The 21,186-nt window shown below is 63.8% G+C and carries 19 protein-coding genes; 9 read left to right on the forward strand and 10 right to left on the reverse strand.

Features of this window, described 5'->3' with window-relative positions; genetic code table 11:
* Nucleotide 1 precedes the first annotated feature (1 nt).
* The 6 genes from LMTR13_RS05280 to LMTR13_RS05305 are packed head-to-tail and all read right to left on the reverse strand — an operon-like array spanning nt 2 to nt 7,250.
* Nucleotides 2-736 (reverse strand): SDR family NAD(P)-dependent oxidoreductase, encoded by a 735-nt coding sequence (locus LMTR13_RS05280; RefSeq protein WP_065726965.1) that lies wholly within the window; start codon nt 734-736, stop codon nt 2-4.
* A 6-nt stretch (nt 737-742) separates the two neighbouring features.
* A complete protein-coding gene (locus LMTR13_RS05285; protein WP_083218731.1) occupies nt 743-1,255 on the reverse strand; it encodes an aromatic-ring-hydroxylating dioxygenase subunit beta in 513 nt (170 codons plus the stop codon).
* 1 nt (nt 1,256) lies between these two features.
* Nucleotides 1,257-2,570, reverse strand: coding sequence for an aromatic ring-hydroxylating dioxygenase subunit alpha (locus tag LMTR13_RS05290; RefSeq protein WP_065726966.1), 1,314 nt, complete (start codon nt 2,568-2,570; stop codon nt 1,257-1,259).
* 11 nt (nt 2,571-2,581) lie between these two features.
* A complete protein-coding gene (locus LMTR13_RS05295; RefSeq protein WP_065726967.1) occupies nt 2,582-3,544 on the reverse strand; it encodes a PDR/VanB family oxidoreductase in 963 nt (320 codons plus the stop codon).
* Nucleotides 3,545-3,546: 2 nt separating this feature from the next.
* Nucleotides 3,547-5,091, reverse strand: a complete 1,545-nt coding sequence (locus tag LMTR13_RS05300; protein WP_065726968.1) for an indolepyruvate oxidoreductase subunit beta family protein — start codon at nt 5,089-5,091, stop codon at nt 3,547-3,549.
* A complete protein-coding gene (locus tag LMTR13_RS05305) occupies nt 5,088-7,250 on the reverse strand; it encodes a thiamine pyrophosphate-dependent enzyme (RefSeq protein ID WP_065732446.1) in 2,163 nt (720 codons plus the stop codon). The genes LMTR13_RS05300 and LMTR13_RS05305 overlap by 4 nt, the downstream gene beginning before the upstream one ends.
* A gap of 281 nt (nt 7,251-7,531) precedes the next feature.
* Between LMTR13_RS05305 and LMTR13_RS05310 the strand changes: the two genes are divergently transcribed.
* Genes LMTR13_RS05310 through LMTR13_RS05340 form a run of 7 tightly spaced genes read left to right on the forward strand, consistent with a single transcriptional unit; the run spans nt 7,532 to nt 14,006 of the window.
* Entirely contained in the window at nt 7,532-8,707 is a 1,176-nt protein-coding gene (locus LMTR13_RS05310) for an acyl-CoA dehydrogenase family protein (RefSeq protein WP_065726969.1), read from the forward strand.
* A 40-nt stretch (nt 8,708-8,747) separates the two neighbouring features.
* On the forward strand, nt 8,748-9,152 hold the full coding sequence (locus LMTR13_RS05315; RefSeq protein WP_065726970.1) for a RidA family protein: 405 nt from the start codon (nt 8,748-8,750) through the stop codon (nt 9,150-9,152).
* A 42-nt stretch (nt 9,153-9,194) separates the two neighbouring features.
* Complete coding sequence (locus tag LMTR13_RS05320) at nt 9,195-10,322, forward strand: cupin domain-containing protein (RefSeq protein WP_065726971.1); 1,128 nt, start codon at nt 9,195-9,197, stop codon at nt 10,320-10,322.
* Between the two features lie 10 nt (nt 10,323-10,332).
* Nucleotides 10,333-11,244: a fumarylacetoacetate hydrolase family protein gene (locus tag LMTR13_RS05325; protein ID WP_065726972.1), complete on the forward strand. Its 912-nt coding sequence runs from the start codon at nt 10,333-10,335 to the stop codon at nt 11,242-11,244.
* Nucleotides 11,245-11,253: 9 nt separating this feature from the next.
* Nucleotides 11,254-11,901: a flavin reductase family protein gene (locus tag LMTR13_RS05330; protein WP_065726973.1), complete on the forward strand. Its 648-nt coding sequence runs from the start codon at nt 11,254-11,256 to the stop codon at nt 11,899-11,901.
* A gap of 39 nt (nt 11,902-11,940) precedes the next feature.
* The gene (locus tag LMTR13_RS05335; protein ID WP_065726974.1) at nt 11,941-13,032 is read left to right on the forward strand and encodes an NAD/NADP-dependent octopine/nopaline dehydrogenase family protein; all 1,092 of its coding nucleotides are present in this window, start codon (nt 11,941-11,943) and stop codon (nt 13,030-13,032) included.
* Complete coding sequence (locus LMTR13_RS05340; RefSeq protein ID WP_083218745.1) at nt 13,029-14,006, forward strand: 3-hydroxybutyryl-CoA dehydrogenase; 978 nt, start codon at nt 13,029-13,031, stop codon at nt 14,004-14,006. Before LMTR13_RS05335 ends, LMTR13_RS05340 begins: the two co-directional genes overlap by 4 nt.
* 108 nt (nt 14,007-14,114) lie before the next feature.
* Here LMTR13_RS05340 and LMTR13_RS05345 read toward each other — a convergent pair whose 3' ends face one another.
* The 4 genes from LMTR13_RS05345 to LMTR13_RS05360 are packed head-to-tail and all read right to left on the reverse strand — an operon-like array spanning nt 14,115 to nt 18,821.
* Entirely contained in the window at nt 14,115-14,819 is a 705-nt protein-coding gene (locus tag LMTR13_RS05345) for an ABC transporter ATP-binding protein (protein ID WP_083219411.1), read from the reverse strand.
* A 5-nt stretch (nt 14,820-14,824) separates the two neighbouring features.
* Nucleotides 14,825-16,594: a branched-chain amino acid ABC transporter ATP-binding protein/permease gene (locus tag LMTR13_RS05350; protein WP_065726977.1), complete on the reverse strand. Its 1,770-nt coding sequence runs from the start codon at nt 16,592-16,594 to the stop codon at nt 14,825-14,827.
* Nucleotides 16,591-17,634: a branched-chain amino acid ABC transporter permease gene (locus LMTR13_RS05355; protein ID WP_065726978.1), complete on the reverse strand. Its 1,044-nt coding sequence runs from the start codon at nt 17,632-17,634 to the stop codon at nt 16,591-16,593. The genes LMTR13_RS05350 and LMTR13_RS05355 overlap by 4 nt, the downstream gene beginning before the upstream one ends.
* Nucleotides 17,635-17,672: 38 nt before the next feature.
* On the reverse strand, nt 17,673-18,821 hold the full coding sequence (locus LMTR13_RS05360) for an ABC transporter substrate-binding protein (RefSeq protein ID WP_065726979.1): 1,149 nt from the start codon (nt 18,819-18,821) through the stop codon (nt 17,673-17,675).
* Between the two features lie 140 nt (nt 18,822-18,961).
* Between LMTR13_RS05360 and LMTR13_RS05365 the strand changes: the two genes are divergently transcribed.
* Both LMTR13_RS05365 and LMTR13_RS05370 read left to right on the forward strand, forming a co-directional pair.
* Entirely contained in the window at nt 18,962-19,786 is an 825-nt protein-coding gene (locus LMTR13_RS05365) for an alpha/beta fold hydrolase (RefSeq protein ID WP_065726980.1), read from the forward strand.
* Between the two features lie 511 nt (nt 19,787-20,297).
* Nucleotides 20,298-21,101 carry an aspartate/glutamate racemase family protein gene (locus tag LMTR13_RS05370; protein WP_065726981.1) on the forward strand — a complete coding sequence of 268 codons (804 nt, stop codon included), beginning with the start codon at nt 20,298-20,300 and terminating at the stop codon, nt 21,099-21,101.
* The last annotated feature ends 85 nt before the right edge of the window (nt 21,102-21,186 follow it).

A 21,186-nucleotide genomic window follows, 5' to 3' on the forward strand; every position in this document is an offset into this window, starting at 1 on the left:
GCTAGATGGAAATCGACCCGATGCTGGCTCCGCCGCAGACGTAAAGCGTCTGCCCGGTGATGAAGTCGGCATCCGGTGAACTGAAGAAACTGACCGCGCGGGCGACGTCGGTGGATTTACCGAGGCGGCCGAGCGGAATCGACTGCGCCAGCCTTTTGGCGCGTTCGGATTCCGGCGACATCACGCTTTCGAACATCTCGGTATCTCCGATCGGACCCGGCGCGACGACATTGACGGTGATTCCGAAGGGCGCAAGCTCGAGTGCCCAGGTTCGCGCCATGCCGATGATGCCCGCCTTGGTGGCCGAATAGACCGTGCGGGTGGCGGCGCCGAGCGCGGCGCGGGACGACAACAGCACGATGCGGCCGAAGCGGGCTTGCTTCATGTTCGGTAGCGCCGCCTGCGCCAGCGCGATTCCCGCGCCGAAATGAAGTTGCGCCAAGGCGCCGACGTCCTCGTCGTCAACCTCTTCCAGCGGCTTAGGCCGAATAGCGCCGGCATTGTGCACGACATGGGTGATCGCAAAACTCGCGGCGATGTCCGCCGCCGCCTGGCGCGTCGCCGTCGCATCGAGCAGGTCGACCTCGCGCGAGGAGAGCTTTGGATGGCTCCAGTCCGGTTTGCGCCGCGACAGCGAGATCACGTCGTAACCTTCATCCAGGAGGCCGCGCGCGATCGCGGCGCCAATGCCGGTGTTGCCGCCGGTTACGATCGCCGTGTATTGGGCCACGCTCATCGTTCCTCACATGAAGAGCTGGATGTTGCCGAAGGCAGCATCGCAATTGATAAGGTCGACGCGCTTGAGCTTGATCTTCAACCTGCCGTTCTCGACGCCGAGATGATGCGTGGCCCAGGCCGCAAAGAGTGTCTGCTCGTCCATGCGGGTCTCGATGTAATGCATCGGGGTCCAGGTGACATAGTTGTTCGCGGCGGGATCGCGCGAATCGACCTGCGGCGTCTGCAGCACATGATGGCAGCGGCTTTTCGGCTTCTGGCTGAACGTCCGCGCGCCCTTGAGCCGTTCGACCCGGATCGAGAGCAAAAGCTTGTCCTCATACATCAGCGAGCAGGTCAGCCGCGGATCGGTTTGATTCCATTCCAGCGGCATCCAGTAATAGGCGTCGTCGGCGTAGAGATCGAGCCATTCGTCGAAACGCTGCTGATCGATCAGCCGCGCCTCGCGGACCACGAAGTCGATCAATTCCTGATCGGTGGGAATCGCATTCTTGAGGGGAGCCTCGGCTACCATGCTCATGTCACATCCCCATCGTCATGAACTTGGTCCAGGCCCGGAACTGGTGGCGCATCGGCCACTCGCTGGTGCCGTTGACCGCTACGTTGGTCTGCCCAGCCTCGTCGGGACTGTAGAGGCGCTGGAGGTTCACCCATTCGTTGCCATTCGAGTGCAGGCCCTCCTGCGCCCGTTCATACATTTCGAGATCGTCGTGGCCGACGATCGAGGTCGGCGCATTGATCAGCCGGTTGTACATCAGCGTGCGCTCGAGCAGCATGTCGGGCGCATCGACGAGCTGGAACGTCCAGGATTCGACCAGCGTCTTGTTGGCTGCGATCGGCTTGAAGTGCCGCAACAACTGGATCGGCCCTTTGATCATGATGTTGGGGAAATAGACCGTGTTGTGCCGGTTCTCGCCGAGGATCGCCTTGGCGCGTTCCTCGCCGTAGGCGACTGTCATCTTCTCGAAATAGCCTGATACCGCCGAATAGTCGGAATGGATCGAGTGATGCACGCCGGTGTGGCCGTGACCGTTGTCCCAGATCCGGATGCCCATGTTCTCGAAGAACTCGTAGGGGCTCATGAAGGGGGCGATGATCTCGACCGCCATCGGCTTCTTGGTGCCGGGCGGGGCCTTCTTCCAGACCTCGACCACCGTTCCGGCGGAGGATTCGTGCGCCACCATCGGATGGCAGGTATCAGTCTGGTTTTCCACCAGCATCTTCCAATTGCAATTGTGCATGTAGCGCAGCACCCCGCCGGCGACCTTGAGCTGGCCGACCGGCGAGCGGTCGATCATGTTGTCGAAGCTCGACAGGCTGTCACCGAAGAACTCTTCGAAGTCGAGGCCGCCGTCGTTGATCTTGGCGAACACGAAGCCGCGGTAGTTGCGAACATGGCGTACCGGCGCCATTCCGCTTGCCGCATGGCTCTGTTCGAAGCCGGTATTCTCGTAGCCCTTCTTCAGGGGAATCGCGAGCAGCGAGCCGTCGGTCCTGAAGCTCCAGGCGTGGTAGGGGCAGCGGAAGAATTTTCCGGCGTTGCCGCAAGTCTCTGACGTGATGCGCGTGCCCTTATGCGGGCAGCGGTTGTGCAGCACCTTTACCGTTCCGTCGGTGTGACGGACCATCAGAATCGGCTGCGTGCCGATCGTGGTGCCAAAATAATCGCCGGCATTGGGGACCTGGCTGTCGTGGCCGACATAGACCCAGCTATTCGGGAACATGTGCTCCATCTCGAGCTGGAACACTTCCTCGCTGACATACACGTCGCGGTGAACCTCCTGGTCGCGGACCAGCGCGCGGAGTGCCGCGGCGTTGCCGGCATATCGGGTCATGCGTTCCTCCTTTACAGGTCGAGCACGAGTCGCTTGGTCTTCGCGCGGGAGATACAGATCTGCATCACCTTGTTCGATGCCTTTTCGCTGTCGCTCAAGATGTAGTCGCGATGATCGGGAATGCCGGAGATCACCGTGGTCTGGCAGATGCCGCAATCGCCGCGTTTGCAGTCATGCATTGGGTCTTCGCCGGCTTCGAGCAGCACGTCGAGGATGGTCTTGCCGGCAGGAATCTCATAGACGCGTCCGCTGCTCTTGAGTTCGACCTCGAAAGCGGAATCTCCGGATTTCTCTTCGGGCGCGGTGAAGATTTCGAAATGCAGCCGCCCCTGCGGCCAGTTCATCCGCTTGGCCAGCGCGATGGCCGCTTCGATCATCGGCAGCGGTCCGCAGAGATAGAGCGGCACGTCAGGCATGAGCCGGTTCATCAAGCCCTCAAGGTCGAAGAAGCGGCCTGCTTCGTCATCGGCGTGGATGGTCGCGCTTGCACTGGCCAGCCGCTCGATCTCGCCGAGAAAGGCGAGTTCGCTGCGGCTGCGTCCGGCGTAGTAGAACGAGAATGGCCGCTTCGCCGCGTTCAATTCACAGGCCATGGTGAGCAGCGGCGTCACGCCGATGCCGCCCGCGACAAGTGCGACTTCGCCGGCGCCCGAGCCGAGCGGAAAATTGTTCGCCGGCGGCGAAATCGTCAGGCGATCGCCGGCCTTGAGGCCGTGCATGAAGCTGGAGCCGCCGTGGCTTCTGCTTTCCTGCAGCACGGCGATGCGATAGGCGGTCGGATGTTCGGCCGCGCGCGGCGACGCCGTCTCAATCAGCGAATAGGAGCGACGGCCGACATCGGGCAGATGGACATCGATATGGGCGCCGGCGGCCCAGCCCGGCATCGGCGCACCGTTGACGCGCGCAAGCACGAATTCGCGGATGCGCGGCGTGAGCGCCTCGGCCTTCGACACCACGACTTCGAATTGGTCCATCCTCAGGCGTCCTCGAACAGTGTCTCGACAGTGCGCAACGCACCGTCGAGTTCGGCGCCATCGGCGTCCTTCAGCGCGACCTTTGTCAGCCGCTGCACCCATTCGGCGGCATCTAGCCGGCCGGCCAGGCGCTCGGACGCAAGCATGACCTTGTCGAACTTCGATTCACCGCGCGAATGCGTGTCCGAGTAGCCGCCGACGAGACGGCGAGCCTCACAGAGGGCCGTGGCAAGCGCCGGATCGGTCGCGGCGAATTTCCTGACGCGTTGAGCCCATTGGTCGAGATGACGCATCTCACGCGCGTGCCGCAGCGTGCCACGACGGAAGCGCCGCAGACCCGCAGCACAGTACAGCAGCAGGAATGACAACGGCGCGGTCGTGCGCAGTTTACGTCCACGATCGACAAGTCGGGCAAGCCGTTCGCTGCGCTCGACCTTCTCGCCGAGCCGAGGCGGCAAGAGGCCTGCCATTTCCTCGATCCGCGGATGGAAGAACTCGGTGATCGCGAGAACCTGGTCGTCGTCGGCCCGCACCTCGCGGCGCACCCGGTCGAACCGCCCCGCGCGCGTCTTGAGGTCTGCCACGCGGATTACGTCATCATAGGCCATCGCGACCGCGAGATGCTTTGCAAACGCCTGCAGCAGGCCGGTCGCCTCGCGCGGCATCGCCTCCAGCCGGTCGAGATATTCGCCGCCATAGGCGACGTCCTGAAAATCGACCACGCGCCGCAGGCCGGCGGCAGCGATGCCGTGCACCTCCGGCGGCAACTGCCGTGCCCGCGCAACCAGCGCGTCATAGCCGGCGTGGCCGATCGGCTCGAGGCGCGGAAAGCGTTTTGCGAGCGGCGGCTTCGCCACAGGCTTGATCTTGGGATCCTGCTTGAGCATGGCGGCGGCGCGTTCGCGGCCGGCGGCGAAGGCGCGCAGGCTGGCATCGACGCCGACTCCCGCTGCGCGTATCGTTTCCTCAAAATCCTCGACAGTGAAGGGTAGGGCGCCGGAGCCGGCGAGTGCGCCAAACAGCACCGAGGAGACCACGCTGCCGGTGGCGTCGGCGATCTCGGCCATGTCGAACGCGATGAAGCGATTGGCCGCGACGTTTGCCGCCTCATAGACCTGCGACGCATCGGCGGTACCATCGCCGGGCGCGGTCTTCTCGATCACCGCCAGGGAGCGGTGGGACGAGCCGATCAACAGCGTGCGGTCGGGTGAGACCAGCCCGCGCAGGATGGCGCGGCCGGCTTCCATCAATTCGGCGCCGATGACGATGTCGACCTTGCCCGGGGCCGGCATCAGCGACAGCACGGGTTGACGGTCGGGCTTGCTGGCGTCGGGTGCGATCATTTCGATGTAGTAGATCGTGGCGCCGGTGCGCTGGGCGACGCCGGGCACCGACGTCGATTGCGCGAACCAGCCGCGCCGCTCGGCCAATGCCACGATCCAGTCCACCAGCACGCCGCCGCCCTGGCCGCCCATCGCGAGCACCGCGACGGTAATCGGGCGAGCCTGACTAAGCGCGATGGAGGAGGGCGCGACCGAGACGTTCATGCCGCCTCCTGTTCGAACATGACGCGGCGTCCGGCGCGCCAGCGCTGCAACGCGCCGATCATCCGCTGCCAGAAGCGGTCGAGCCGCGCTTCGAATGCGGTCGGATTGGAAACGATGTCGGCGCGATAGAACGAGGGACACAAGACAGCCGCGTCCGCGACCTCGCCGCAATGGCCGCAGCCGACGCAACTATTGTCGACGGCGGCTACCGGATTGTCCTTCAGCGGATCGCTGGTCGGTTTCACCGACAGCGAAGGGCAGCCGGACAGGCGGATACAGGCGTGGTCGCCGGAGCATACGTCTTCGTCGACGCCGAAGCGCTCGCGCACGATGCGCTCGCCGCGCTTTGCGGCAGCCGCGACCAGCGGCTTCACGCGCCGCTGCTTGTTCAGCATGCATTCCGACGAGGCGACAATGATCTTCGGACCCTTCTCGTCCGTGGTCAGCGCCTCGCGCAGCGTGTCGCGCATGCGCGTGACGTCATAGGTGCGATCGATCTGGCGCACCCATTTGGCGCCGACGCCCTTCACCGCCTCGACGATCGGATGCTTGGTCGAACGCGAGCGGTTGTCGGCGCGCGAGGAGGGGATGTCCTGGCCGCCGGTCGCGGCGGAATAGTAATTGTCGACGACGACGATCACGCCGTCGTGCTGGTTGAAGACGGCGTTGCCGACGCCGCTGGTCAACCCATTGTGCCAGAAGCCGCCGTCGCCCATCATCGAGATCGGGCGCTTGCCTGCCGGCACGTTGAAAGCGGAGGCAGATGCCGGGCCGAGGCCGTAGCCCATGGTGGTGGCGCCGATATTGAACGGCGGCAGAATCGAGAACAAATGGCAGCCGATGTCGGCGGCGATGTGATGCGGACCGAGTTCCTTTTCCACCAGCTTCATTGCGGAAAAGATCGGCCGTTCCGGACAGCCGGTGCAAAAGCCCGGCGGCCGCGGCGGTACCACGTCGGCGAGCACACGGATTTTCTCATCGACCTCAGTGCGGTCGATGTTCGGTGCGCGCGCAGCATCCGATAAGGCGTCCGGGCGCCAGCGGCGGATGAACGCGCCGATCGCCTGGCCCATGACTTGCGCGGTGTATTCGCCGGCCATCGGGAACAGGTCCTTGCCGTGCAGCCTGGCCGGAATGTCCGCGTTGCGCAGGATCTTGTGCAGCGCCTGCTCGATGAATTCGGGCTGGCCTTCCTCGACCATCAGTACCGCCTTCTTGCCGCGGCAGAAGTCGATTACCTCGCGGTCGACGATCGGGTAGGTCACGTTCATCACATAGAGCGGTACGCGTGTCTCGCCCCAGATATCGGCAAGCCCGGCCTCGCGCAGCGCGGTGATGACGCCATTATACATGCCGCCCTGCATGATGATGCCGATATCGTCGATGTCACCGTCGAACGTCTCGTTCATGCCGCGGGCGTGGATGAATTCGACCGCGGCGGGCCAGCGATGCTCGACCTTCTCCTTCTCGTGCAGGAACGAGGCCGGCGGCAGTACGATACGGTTGGTGTCGCGTGACGGCTGATCCAGCGCGCGGGACAGCGGAAACGCGGGACGGACATTGTTGCGGGTAGCGAAGCGGCCATGCACATGGCAAGCGCGTATCCGCACCTCCAGCATGACAGGCGTGTTCGATGCCTCCGACAGATCGAAAGAATCGTGCACCGCCTTGACGATCGACGCCACGTTGGGCCGCGGATCGACCAGCCAGAGCTGCGACTTCATCGCGAACGCATGCGAACGCTCCTGCATGATGGAGGAGCCTTCGCCGTAATCCTCGCCGATGATAATGAGCGCGCCGCCGGTCACGCCGCCCGAGGAGAGGTTGGCGAGCGCGTCGGACGCGACGTTGATGCCGACCGGCGCCTTGAAGGTGACCGCGCCACGGATCGGATACATCACCGAGGCGGCCAGCGTTGCCGCGGCCGTCGCCTCGCTGGCGCTGGATTCGAAATGCACGTCGAGGTCGGAGAGAATATCCTGCGCGTCCGACAGCACATCCATCAGATGCGAGATCGGCGCACCCTGGTAGCCGGCGACATAGCTGACGCCGCATTCGAGCAATGCCTTGGTGATAGCGAGGATGCCTTCGCCGCGAAACTCCTGGCCGGCGCCGAGCTTGAGGTCTTCGACCTCGCGCGCGAAAGAGCGTTCTGCCATGCTCGCCTCCAAGGCCTCGTGCGGAACTACCGGACGACCGAATATAATTTTAGACATCAAACAAAAATGATGTCAATCGGACCCGCGAGTTCTGAAGCAGCAAGATGCGTCGCGCGCATTTGAGCATAATTTTGAGCCTGTTTCATAGGCTTCGTGCTCAGCCGCCGGGCTTCCGACCGGCAGCCGGTTCGCTTGACAGGATATTTTAGCCATGAAACATTATTGAGGCGCGAGCTGCACCTGGCGGCGCACGTCGAGCCGGCCTTTGCGGGAGACTGACCATGACTCCGGTTTCGCCATTACGCGGGCCGTCGCGTGAACACCTCGCGTGGCCGTTCTTCGATTCCCGCCACAGCGAATACGCTGCCGCGCTCGACGCATTTGCAGCCGATCTTGGCGATACGCACGGCGGTGACGTCGACGAAACCTGCCGTTCGCTGGTACGCCAGCTTGGCGCCGCCGGATTGCTGGAGGCCTCCGTTGCAGGCGATCGGCCCGACGCGGTGATCGACTCGCGGCTGATCTGTCTTGCCCGCGAAACGTTGGCCTGGCACAGCGGGCTCGCCGATTTCGCATTTGCGATGCAGGGACTTGGAACCGGTGCGGTAGCGATCGCCGGTTCGCCCGAATTGCGCGCGCTGGTGCTGCCGAAGGCGCGGCGTGGCGAATGGATTGCGGCCTTTGCCTTGTCGGAGAAAGAGGCCGGTTCCGACGTCGCTGCCATGGCCTGCAGCGCCCGCCGCGAGGGCGACCACTACCTCCTGGATGGCGAGAAGACCTGGATCTCCAACGGCGGCATTGCCGATGTGTACACGCTGTTTGCGCGAACCGGCGAGGCGCCGGGCGCGCGAGGCATTTCGGCCTTTGTGGTGCTGCCGGACGATCCCGGCTTTTCGATTGCCGACCGTATCGACGTGATGGCGCCGCACCCGCTGGCGACGCTGCGTTTCGAGGGCTGCCGGATTCCGGCGGCGCGGCTGCTGGGTTCGCCGGGCGAAGGTTTCAAGATCGCGATGCGCACCCTCGATATCTTCCGCGCATCGGTTGCAGCCGCCGCGCTGGGTTTTGCCCGCCGCGCGCTGGATGAGGCGGTGGCGCATGCCCTGTCACGGCGGATGTTCGGTGGCGTGCTGGCTGACCAGCAATTGACGCAGGCAGCCCTCGGCGACATGGCCGCAGGCGTCGATGCCAGCGCGCTTCTCACCTACCGCGCGGCGTGGCGGCGCGACGTGCAGAAAGCTTCCACGACCCGTGAAGCGGCAATGGCCAAAATGGTCGCGACCGAAACCGCGCAAGCGGTGATCGACCGCGCCGTACAGATGTTCGGCGGCCGCGGCGTGCGCTCGGGCGAGGTCGTTGAGCAGCTCTACCGCGAGATCCGCGCGTTGCGCATCTATGAAGGCGCGACCGAAGTCCAGAAACTCATCATCGGACGCGACGTCCTGAAGGCGGTTTAGCCGCGCGGTCGTCCAGTCGCGTCCTGCTACGGAGCGTGAAATGTTCGAGGTCTTGCAGCCGCCCGGTTGGGCCAAGCCGCGCGGGTACGCGAACGGCATGGCCGCGCGCGGCAAGATGATCTTTGTCGCCGGCCAGATCGGCTGGAACGAACAATGCAGGTTCGAGTCCGATGATCTTGTAGATCAGATCGGCCAGATCCTGAAGAACGTCGCAGCCGTTTTGCGCGCCGGTGATGCCGCGCCCGAGCATGTGGTGTCGATGACCTGGTTCCTGCTCGATCGCAAGGAGTATTCGGCGCGCCTGAAGGAAATCGGCGTGACCTATCGCGACGTCATGGGCCGGCACTTTCCGGCCATGACGGCGCTGCAGGTCTCGGGGCTGGTCGAGGATCGCGCCAAGATCGAAATCCAGGCGATCGCGATGGTACCTGACCAGATGAATTGACAACGCGACGCCGAAAGCGGCGCCAACTCTCAGGAGGGCGACATGGCAACGAAAGCTCGTGAAAACCATCGGGAAGACGTGGCCGGAAGGGCCAATGTCGAGGACACGCCTGAGCTGCTCGCCTATTACGACGAGCTCGAGAGGCTCGAGGCGGGCGCACTCTGGACGGTCGCGAACAAGATCGAGCCCTGGCAGCCCAAATCGTCCTCCGTTCCGGTGCTGTGGCGCTATGAGGACCTGCGCGCGCACGTGCTGCGTTCCGTTGAACTGGTGTCGCCCGAGAAGGCCGGGCGCCGCGTCATCTATCTGAACAATCCCGGACGCCGCGAGCACGCCGCCGCGGTCGGCTGGCTCTATTCCGGCCTGCAGGTGATGCACCCGGGCGAGGTCGCATCCGCCCACGCCCATTCGGCCTCTGCGCTCCGCTTCATCATGGAAGGCGAGGGCGCCTATACGATCGTCGACGGTCACAAGATGACGCTCGGCGCCAACGACTTTGTGCTAACGCCGAACGGCACCTGGCACGAGCACGGCGTCTCCAGCGACGGCACGCCCTGCATCTGGCAGGACGGCCTCGACATTCCCCTCGTCAATACGCTCGAAGCCAACTTTTATGTGGTTCACCCCGACCTGCAGCAGAGCGTCGGCTATCCCGTCGACGACATGACGCATACCTGGGGCAATCCCGGCCTGCGCCCGGCGGGCGCCGATTGGTCCAAAGGATACTCGCCGCTGCTGAAATACGAATGGGCTCCGACTTACGAGGCGCTGCAGCGCTACGCCAAGGCCACCGATGGCTCGCCGTATGACGGCGTTCTCATGAATTACGTCAATCCGGTGACCGGCGGGCCGGTGATGCAGACGATCGGCGCGTCGATGCAGATGCTGCGGCCGGGCGAGAGCACACGCGCGCATCGTCACACCGGCAGCTTCATTTATCAGGTCGCAAAGGGGCGCGGTCACTCAATCATCGACGGCAAGCGCTTCGACTGGAAGGAGCGGGATATCTTCTGCGTTCCTTCCTGGGCCTGGCATGAACATGTCAACGCTTCCGCCAGCGAGGACGCCTGCCTCTTCACCTTCAACGACCTGCCGGTCATGCACGCGCTCGGCCTCTATCGTGAGGAAGCTTTTGGCGACAATGGCGGCCGCCAGCCCCTCGTATCCTAGGAGAGCAACGGTGCGTCTTGTTACCTATCGCGGCAATGTTGAAGCTGCCGCCCGTCTCGGCGCCGTCGTTGACGATCTCGTCGTAGATGTCGCGAAGGCGGGCCACCATGCCGGTGTTTCGCTTCCGTCGTCGATGCTCGATTTCATCGATCTCGGACCGCCCGCCTTGGTGGCGCTCGAGAAGATATTGAACGAGGGCAAGGATAACTGGCCGGTCGGCGCGGCATTGCCGTTGGCGAATGTCAGGCTGCTCGCGCCGATCCCGCGCCCGCGCAAGAACATTTTCGGCATCGGCTTGAACTATGTCGAGCACGTCGCGGAATCCTCGCGCGCCCTCGACACTGCCAAGGACCTGCCCAAGCAACCGATCATCTTTTCGAAGCCGCCGACCAGCGTCATCGGGCCGGGCGACGCCATTCATCACAACAAGGCGATCACGCAGCAACTCGACTGGGAGGTCGAGCTTGCGGTCGTGATGGGGCGAACCGCGCGGCGCGTGCCGGAAGCTGACGCGCTCGGCTTCGTGTTCGGCTACAGCGTGATGATCGACGTCAGCGCTCGCGACAACCGCCGCGCCGGCCAATGGATCTACTCCAAGGGGCAGGATACCTACGCGCCGTTCGGGCCGTGCATCGTCACGGCAGATGAAATCACCGATCCGCACACGCTCGATCTCTGGCTGACGGTGAACGGCGTCGAAAAGCAGCGCTCCAACACGCGCCACATGCTGTTCAAGGTGCCGCTCCTGATTGCCGACATTTCGGCCGCAATGACGCTGGAGCCGGGCGACATCATCGCGACGGGAACGCCCGAAGGCGTCGGCGCCGGGCGCTCGCCGCAGGAATGGCTGTGGCCGGGCGATGTGGTGGAAGCCGAAGTAACGGGTATCGGCCGGCTGCGTCATCCCGTGGTGGCGATCTGAGGGGCCGGCATGATCTTCGACATGGAGACGCTGGAAGCGCAGAATCGCTACAAGATATTGACGGCGACGGTGACGCCGCGGCCGATCGCCTGGATCACCACGCTCTCCGCGAGCGGCGTCATCAATGCCGCGCCCTTCAGCTTCTTCAACGTGATGGGGCACGAGCCGCCCACAGTTGCGATCGGCCTTCTGGCAGGCTCGGAGCGCTTCAAGGATACGGCGGCCAATATCCTCGATACCGGCGAGTTCGTCGTGAACCTCGTCGCCGAGCGCAACGCCGAGGCCATGAACATCACCTGTATCGACGCGCCGCCGGAGATCGACGAACTAGTGCTGGCGGGACTGACCCCGGCTGCCTCGCAGGCGGTGCGCCCGCCACGCATCGCGGAATCGCCGGTGTCATTCGAGTGCCGAGTGCTCACGTCGCTGGTGACGGGGCCGCGCCAGACCGCCGTCATCGGTCGTGTGGTTCGCGCCCATGTCGACGATGCGGTGATCCTGGACAAGGAGCGCTGCCACATCGATACGCAGGCGCTGCGGCTGATCGCCCGTATGCACGGCAGCGGCTGGTACGCGCGCTCCACCGACCTGTTCCAGATCGATCGGCCAAGCTGGGCTGCGTGGCAGGAAAAGAACGTCAAGGCTGAACCTGCGTGAAGGATTTCCGAGGCGCGAAGCGTTGAGGCGGAGGACATCTTGAAGATTGCAGTATTGGGTGGGGGAAACGGTTCGTTCGCGGCCGCAGGCGACCTCGCGTTGGCCGGCCATGAAGTCCGGCTGTGGCGGCGAAATCCCGGAGATGTCGAGGCGCATCGGGCGCAGGGCGGCACGATCACGGTCATCGATCGATCGGGCCGCCTCGATGCCAGGCTGGCTGTGGTCACGCCTTCGATCGCGGAAGCCATCGAAACCGCCGATCTCATCCTGTGTCCGGCGCCGGCCTTCGCGCAGCAGGCAATCGCGAATCTGGCCGCACCGCATTTGCGCGACGGCCAAGTCGTATTTTTGCCACCTGGCACATTCGGCTCCTACATCTTCGCCCGTGCCGCCCGCGACGCGGGTAACCGTGCGGAGATCGCAACCGCGGAGACGGGAACCCTGCCGTGGCTGGCGCGCAAGCAAGGTCCCTATGCGGTTCGTATTTCGGGCAGAGGCGCGCGGCTGCCGACCGGCGTGTTTCCGCAGCGCCTCGCCCCGCACGCGCTTGATGTGATCGAGCGCGCCTTTCCGAACGCCATCGAGCCATGCGGCGACGCGCTGTCGGGCGCGCTGATGAATGCGGGCCCGATCATCCATCCGCCGCTGATCACCATGAACGCCGGTCCGATCGAACATTTCGACAAATGGGACATCCACAAGGAAGGAACGCAGCCGGCGATCCGCCGCGTCACGGATGCGCTCGATGCCGAACGCATCGCCATCCGCGAGGCGCTTGGTTATGGAGCGCCGCATTTTCCATTGGCCGACCATTATTCGCGCGACGGCGAACCCTGGATGTATGCGCGCGACGCGCACGAGCATCTCACCGATTCCGGCGATTGGTCCGAACGCCTCATTCTCACGGAGCACCGCTACATGCTGGAGGATTTGCGTCTCGGCCTGTCGTTCCTCGCGTCGGTGGCCGGTCTTGCGGGCGTAAAAACGCCGCTCGTCAAGGCGTTCCTTGCGATCGGCTCCGCCATTACCGGTGAGGATTTCGCGGTGACGGGCCGGAGCTTGTCCTCGCTCGGCCTCGGCAATCTTGACCGGGCGGCGTTGCAAAATCTTCTGGGTGAGGGTTTCCGATGAAACCGGTTATCGGATGCCTCGGCGCTGGACGAATGGGCCGCGGCATTGCCGTCGTGTTCGCTTTCGCCGGTCACCAGGTTGTCGTCATCGATTTTAAGGAACGGGAGGCGTCGGCATTCGAGGCGTTAGCGGCCGAAGCTAAAGTGGAAGTTCGCTCAACGCTCGAGATACTCTCGCGCATCGGCCTGCTCCCGCCGGAACTAGTGCCCGTGATCGCCGGACGTATCACGGTCGTGTCCCGGGACGAGGCGGCTACGGTGTTGCCGCGCTGCGATGTCATCTTCGAGGGAATGCCGGAGATCCTCGCGTTAAAGCAGGCGGCGCTGGCCGAGGCCTCGCGGTTGGCGGGCGAGCGCCCGATCATCGCTTCGACGACCTCGACGATACTGGTCGACGATCTCGCGGGCTCGATCGAACATCCCGGCCGCTTCCTCAACGCGCACTGGCTCAATCCCGCTTACCTCGTGCCGCTGATCGAATTGTCTCCCGGGCGGCTCACCGTGCTGGAGACGACAGCGCGAATGAAGACGCTGCTCGAAGGCATCGGCAAGGTGCCGGTGGTCTGCGCGGCGCGTCCGGGCTTCATCGTTCCGCGAATCCAGACGCTGGCAATGAACGAAGCCGCCCGCATGGTGGAAGAGGGCGTTGCCTCGGCGGAAGATATCGACAAGGCCGTGATCTATGGTTTCGGATTCCGTTTCGCAGTGCTCGGCCTGCTCGAGTTCATCGACTGGGGCGGCGGCGATATCCTGCATCATGCGAGCCGCTATCTGGTCGAGGCGCTCGGCGATGAACGTTACGCCGCGCCTGACATCATCGCGACGAACATGCGCGAAGGACGCATCGGCATGAAGACCGGGCAGGGATTCATGAATTATGAAGGCGTCGACCAGACCGCCTATCGCGAGCCGCGCCTCGCCGCTTTTGCCTCGGCGCTGCGGGCGATGGGCCTTGCGCGCGAACCCGTCGCTTAACGCGCGCGTTGTCGTAGCTAGCTAGATCTAGCGTGTTCGGATGATTGAGGCCCCATTTCTACTTTGCATGGGGTTGTTTTCGCATTTTTTGGTCCGCTGTTAGTCGCTCTAATGCCCGCCTAGATAGGCTGCGATCAATTTCGGGTCGTGGATCAGGGTGTCCGCCGGCCCGGACTGGATGATCTCGCCGGTTTCCAGCACATAGCCGTAATCCGCGGTCTCCAGCGCGGCGCGGGCGTTCTGCTCGACGAGCAGGACCGATACGCCGAGGCTGCGCAGCGAGGCGATGGTGCGGAAGATTTCCCGGACGATGAGCGGGGCCAGGCCGAGGCTGGGTTCGTCGAGCACCAGGAGTTTCGGCTTCGCCATCAGCGCGCGGCCGAGCGCCAGCATTTGCCGCTCGCCGCCTGACAGCGTACCGGCGGCCTGCTTGCTACGCTCCTTCAGCCGCGGAAAGCGGTCGAACACGTCATCGAGGCTTTTGCGCGTCGTCGAACGATCGCGCAGGCTGTAGGTGCCGAGCAAGAGATTGTCGGCGACCGACATGTCGGCGAACAGCTCGCGCTTTTCGGGGACGAGGCAAAGCCCACGCTCGACGCGGCCCTCGACGTCGATCCGCGCAAGATCGTTGCCTTGAAAGACCATCCGCCCCGTGGACTTCAGCAGACCGATGGCGGCCATCAACAGCGTTGTCTTGCCGGCGCCGTTCGGCCCGATCACGGTCACGATCTGCCCTTGCTCGACGGAAAGCGAGACGTTCCGCACCGCCTCCACCTTGCCATAGGCGACCGACACATTCTCGATCGAGAACATCTGCGTCACGCGACACCTCCAAGATAGGCTTCCTGGACGCGGGCGTCGTTGCGTATTGCCGCCGGTTCGCCTTCGCAGAGCTTGGAGCCGAAATCGAGCACGACGATGCGGTCGACCAGCGACATCACGAATTCCATGTCGTGCTCGACCAAGAGGATCGTCAGATGGTCGGCGCGCAGCGACCGCAGCAATTCGGCCAGCTTGAGCTTTTCCTGACGACGCAGACCGGCCGCCGGCTCGTCGAGAACGAGCAGTGTCGGATCGGCCGCGAGCGCGCGGGCGATCTCGAGCACGCGCTGATTGCCGAGCGGAAGGTTGCCGGCGAGTTCGAACGGTTTGTCGCTGAGCCCGACCCGCTCGAGTTGCTGCAACGCCTCGTAGCGCGCGCTGGCCTCTTCCGCCTGATTCAGGCGGAGCGCGCCGGCGAGCAGGCCGGTCTTGGTGCGCGAATAGGTGCCGAGCAGCACGTTGTCGAGCAGTGTCATGCGCGGGCGCAGCTTGACGTGCTGGAAGGTGCGGGAGATGCCGGAGCGGGCGATGTGGAATTGCTGGTCGCGGGTGATCGAGCGTCCCGCAAAAGCGATCTCGCCGCTGTTGGTGCGCAGCGCCCCTGTGAGCAGGTTGAACATCGTGGTCTTGCCGGCACCATTCGGCCCGATCAGCCCGAGGATCTCGCCGGACCTCACCTCGAAGCTGACATTGTTGACGGCGACGAGACCGCCAAACCGCCGTTGCGCGCCGTTCACTTTAAGAAGAAGCGTGCCGGGCGCCGGTTGCTCGCGGCGCGGCAGCGGAGCTGCCGGCTTCGGACGGGACTGTTTCAGCTCCGGCAGAAAACCCGCGAGGAACGGCACGATGCCTTGCCGGGCCCGCTGCAGGAACAGGATGAACAGCGCCGAGAACGCCACGATCTCGAGCTGGCCGGAAGCGCCCTTCGCGATCAGCGGCAGGTAGTCCTGCACGCTGTCTTTCAGGAGCGTCACGATTGCCGCGCCGACCACGCCGCCCAGAATGCTGCCGGCCCCTCCGACCATCGCCATCATCAGATATTCGATGCCCATGATGGCTTCGAACGGTCCAGGGCTGACAAAACGGCCGAGATGGGCATAGAGCCATCCGGACAGGGCGCCGAAGAATGCGGCGATCACGAATGTCACCAGCTTGATCCGGAATGCGCTGATGCCGAGGCTTTCGACCAGGGTATTGCCGCCGCGCATCGCGCGCATCGCGCGGCCGATGCGGGAGTCGAGAAGGTTGTAGCAGACGAGAAGCACCGCGACGACGATCGCCCAGATCAGGAAATAGATCTGCCGGCTCTCGACCAAAGCGACCGGGCCAATCGAAATCGGCGGAATGCCCGAGATGCCGTTGTGTTGACCAAGGCCATCGATGTTGCCGAACAGGAACGCAATCGCCAGCCCCCAGGCGACCGTGCTCAGCGACAGAAAGTGGCCCCCAAGGCGCAGTGTCACGAAGCCCAGGATCGCCGCGATGCTGCACGTAAGAATAACGGCCAGCACCAGTCCGAGCCAGGGCGAAAAGCCGTTCAGAGCCGTGGCCCATGCCGTCGCATAAGCCGCCACGCCGACAAAGGCCGCCTGGCCGAACGACACGATGCCGCCGACGCCGGTCAATAGCGCCAGTCCGATGGCCGCAAGCGAGTAGATGCCGATGTAGTTCAGCAAGGTAATGCTGAACGGATTGAGCACGAAGGGCGCCGTCACGAGGCAGGCGATCGCCGCGGCAATGATGAGACGGATCTGCTGCAGGGTCATTCCTCGACTTCCTCTTCGGAATGCTGCGAAGCGAGCGAACGCCAGAGCAGGACGGGAACCAGCAGAGAAAAGACGATGACGTCCTTCAAGGTGCTGCTCTGGAACGAAGCGAAGCTTTCGAGAAGGCCGACGCCGAACGCGCCGAGCGCAGCCCCCGGATAGCTCGTCATGCCGCCCACGATGGCGCCGACAAAGGCTTTCAGGCCGAGCAGGAACCCGGAATCATAGAAGATCGTGTTCACCGGCGCGATCAGGATACCGGAAACGCCCGCCATCAGCGATCCCAGCAGATAGGCGATGGTCCCGGCGCGCGCGGGCCTGATGCCCATCAGCCGGGCGCCGGTCCGGTTCAGGGCGGTTGCGCGCAGCGCCTTGCCGATCAGCGTGAAGTCGAAGAATAGAAACAGCAGGCCGCTGAATACCAGCGCAGCGGTAAGGATCAGCACCGTCTGTCCGGAGACGTGTACGCCGGCGATCTCGATTGCCATCGAGGTCAGCGGCTCGGTCCGGACGCCTTCGGGACCGAAGAACAGCAGGCCAAGTCCGACCAGCGCAAAGTGCAGCGCGACCGAGACTGTCAGCAACAACAGGACCGAGGCGTCCGCGATCGGGCGAAACACGATCCGGTCCAAGAGCGGCGAGATCGGCATGATCAAGAGCAGCGCCAGCACGATTCTGACCGGCATCGGTGGCGTGAAGCGCATCGTCAGCCAGACGATCCCGACGACGATCAGGGGAAGCACGAGATAGCCGAGCACGGCTTTCGGCACCGCACGAAGTTCGCCGGCTCGCGCCAGCGAAGTGACCTCCATCGAACAGGCCATGCAGGCCAGCACGACAACCAATCCGACTGTTCCGGGAATCTGCCTGGCGTCGAGCGCCGCCAACGTCAGCGCTGTGAACGCTGCGATGTCGCCGAACGGAATGAAGATGACCCGCGTCACGGTGAAGATCAGCACGGTTCCGATCGCCACCAGGGCGTAGACTGCCCCGGTGGCTATTCCGTCGATCGCAAGGATCGCTGCGATGTCTGCCGTCATACCGTCGGCCGTCCTTCCGTGTTACGCCTCGGCTTGGCTCAGGGCTGGTAGGTCCAGGCGCCGTTGACCAGGCGGACGATCACAAGAGCGCGCTCGTCCACGCCGTGATAGGCGCCGGGCTTGAAGTTGTAGACCGCGTGGACGCCGGAGAGCTCCTTGGTGCTGAGGATCTCGTCGCGCAGGGCTTTTCGGAATTCAACGGTTCCGGGTTTCGCGGTCTTCAGCGCGCGCGCCGCGGCTGACGTGAAGATCATCCAGCCGTCGAAGGAGTAGGCTGAGAAGCCGTCGGTGGTCGGGACGTTGTTGGCCTTCTGGAACGCGGCGCGGAACTCGAGCGCGAGCTTCTTGGCGAAATGATTGTCGGGAAGCTGCTCGGCCACGATGACCGGGCCGGCGGAGACCTGAATTCCTTCCGCGGCCTTGCCGCCGACGCGCACGAAATCGGGATTGACCAACGCTACCGTACCGTAGGTCTTGCCCTTGAAGCCGCGTTCGCTGAGCGCAAGCAGCGGCAGCGCGCCCTGCGTGCCCGATCCGCCGATCAGCACGGCATCCGGGCGCACGGCAAGAACTTTAAGGATCTGACCGGTAACCGACGTATCGACGCGCGCGTAGCGCTCGTTGGTCAGCACCTTGATGCCGTCCACGGTTTCCACCGCCTTGGCGCCGTTGTAGACGAGATCGCCCCAAGCATCGGAAAAACCGATATAGCCGATGTTCTTCATCGCGTCGCGCTTCATGCGATCGGCGACGACCTTGACCAGCAGCGAAGCGGGTTGCGGAACGGAAATGCCCCATTGATCGGCCGGATTAGGCTGTCCGATCACGGGGGAAACGGCAATCATCGGCACCTTCAATTCGGTGGCGACCGCCATCATGGCGATGGTTGACGGAGCGGTTGCAGTGCCGATCAGGAGATCAACCTTCTCTTCTTCGATCAGCTTGCGCGCATTGCGGGTTGCGGCGGAGGGATCGGAACCGTCGTCGAGCTGGATCAGCTTGATTTTCTCGCCGTTGACCTCGTTCTTGTATTCCAGCGCCGCCTGGATGCCGCGCCCATACGGGATGCCGATCGAGGAGCCGGGTCCACTGAGCGACGTCACGAAGCCGATCGTGATGTCGGCCTGTGCGGTCGAGGCCGCGACGAGGCCGCCGATGAGGGCAGTCAAACTCAACATCTTGCGCATTGCATTCCCCTTGGTTGAAAACAGCCGCGACCTTAGCGAGATGTCAGCATGGATCGAGGTCGGACCAGCACGATCGATGCCGTGATTGTCGCCGAACCCCGGCGCGGGTCTGGTCCCCGCCTCCGGATGGGAGTTATGAAATGAGCGCCAGCAAGGCCGGTTCCAACCTCGAGCGCCGCTTCGTCACGACGCATCTTGGCCGCATCCATGTCGCCATGGCCGGAACCGGGTTTCCCGTTCTGCTGCTGCATCAGACGCCGCGCTCGTGGGACGAATACCGCGATGTGCTGCCGCTGCTCGGCCGCGATTTCCGTGCAATCGCAATGGATACGCTCGGGTTCGGAGATTCCGATTCCCCTACCGCCGATCCTTCGATTGACCTGTGGGCCGAAGGGGCGTTCGCGTTGCTCGATGCGCTGGAAGAGCCGCGGGCCGCGATTGTGGGCCATCACACCGGTGCGGTGATCGCGGTCGAAATGGCCGCCTCGGCGCCTGCGCGGGTGAGCGCGCTGGTGCTCTCGGCTTGCCCCTTCGTCGATGCGGCGCGCCGGGCCAAGCATGACGGCAAGCGTGTGATCGATGATGTCGAGACGCGTACCGATGGCTCGCATCTCACCGAGCTCTGGGCGCGCCGGCAGCCGTTCTATCCCGCTGATGATATCGATCTGCTGCAGCGCTTCATGATCGATGCGCTGCGGGCCGGCGAGATGGCGGCGGAAGGCCACCGGGTGGTGAATCGCTATCGGATGGAGGATCGTCTGGGAAGCATCCAGTGTCCCACGCTGGTCATTGCTCCGACAGCCGATCCCCACGTTCATCCGGTAGCTCCGAAGATCGCTGGAGCTATCAAGGGCAGCGTCTTGCGCGAAATCTCAGGAGGCATGGTGCCGCTTCCCGATCAGATGCCGGAGGCCTTTGCCGGTCTCGTCCGCGATTTCGTCGCCGGGCAGGGGGCAAAAACATGACATGGCGCATGTAACGCCGGGCCCAACCGCGGCGAATGCGAACCCGTCTGCAACACCTGCTGTTCCGAGGTCGATAATCTCAGCCACGATTGATGAGCCCTTATCAACGCAACTAACAATGCGACGCATGCCCGTCCACGCGTCGATGTCTGTCTCAATTATTTAAAGCCTAAAGTATTTATCGGCCGAACGTCAATACGCTAGCTTCGCGCCCTTACGGAAAAGTTTGCGGCGGCAGTGCAGGCGCGAAAGCTCAATTCGCCTATGCAACAGGGTGAGGCGCTCTCTGCCTCTCCTTTCAGCAGCACGACCTCGTCACGCGCAGCGATCGTCTGAAAGCCGTTCAATTGACGTGAAAATTGTTTTGTGATTGAAATATTTCGGTTGATGGAATGGTGCTACGTTTTCGCGCATCTCCACATCGATCGGCTTGTGCATGTCGGCAGTCCTCTAAGACTGCGGTGGTTTGAGGATCGATCGACACGCTTCGCCTGTGAACGGGATATCCGCTGTGCGCATCTACTGGCAGAGCTTCGTCGACCAGGCTACCAGCGCGCCCTACATGGCGCGGCTTGCTGCCTATCTGAACGAGATCGCGGCGCCCGGCACCAGCGTCCATGTTGAGGGCATCACGCCCGCCGATCGGGACTTCAGCCGCCTCAGCGAATTCCGCTGCGCGATCCAGGCGGTCGACAATGGTCTCGCCGCGCAGGAGAGCGGCTTCGACGCCTATGTCATGGGGCACTTCCAGGATCCGGGATTGTACGAGCTGCGTTCGGCGTTGACGATTCCGGTGGTCGGCACCGGCGAAGCCACGCTGCTGGCGGCCTCGCAACTCGGTCGGCGGCTCGGCCTTGTCACGCTCGATTCAGCTTTCGAAGTTTGGCATTACGAGCAGGCCGATCGTTACGGGCTTTCCGGCCGCGTGGTGCATGTTACAGGCATGGGCTGTCGTCCGGAAGATTTCAGCGCCGCGTTTGCGGGCGATGCGGCGGCGAAGGTACGCATGCTGAGCGACTTTGCAGCCTGTGCGCAGCCGCTGGTCGATCGCGGCGCTGATGTCGTCATTCCAGCCGGCGTGTTGCCCGGTCTGCTGATTGCGAGCGAGCGCGGCTTCAAGATCGGCTATGCGCCCGTTGTGAACTGTGCTGCGGTCGCGCTGAAGAGCGCCGAGATGTGGGTGCAACTGCAGCGCCTCAACGGCACCGAGCCGAGCCGCGGGCCGAGTTTTGCGCTGGCCAATGACCGCGCCCGCCAGGATTTCCGCGCCACCGTGGCGCGCACGCCCGACAAGCCAAAGAGCACTTTAGGATAAAGACATGCTGCAGCCCGACAAGATTTTGTATGAAGCCGAGGTAACGGCGACCGGCGGGCGCGATGGCAAGGCGGCGAGCGACGAC

This window comes from Bradyrhizobium icense, assembly GCF_001693385.1.
In the GTDB taxonomy this organism is placed as follows: domain Bacteria; phylum Pseudomonadota; class Alphaproteobacteria; order Rhizobiales; family Xanthobacteraceae; genus Bradyrhizobium; species Bradyrhizobium icense.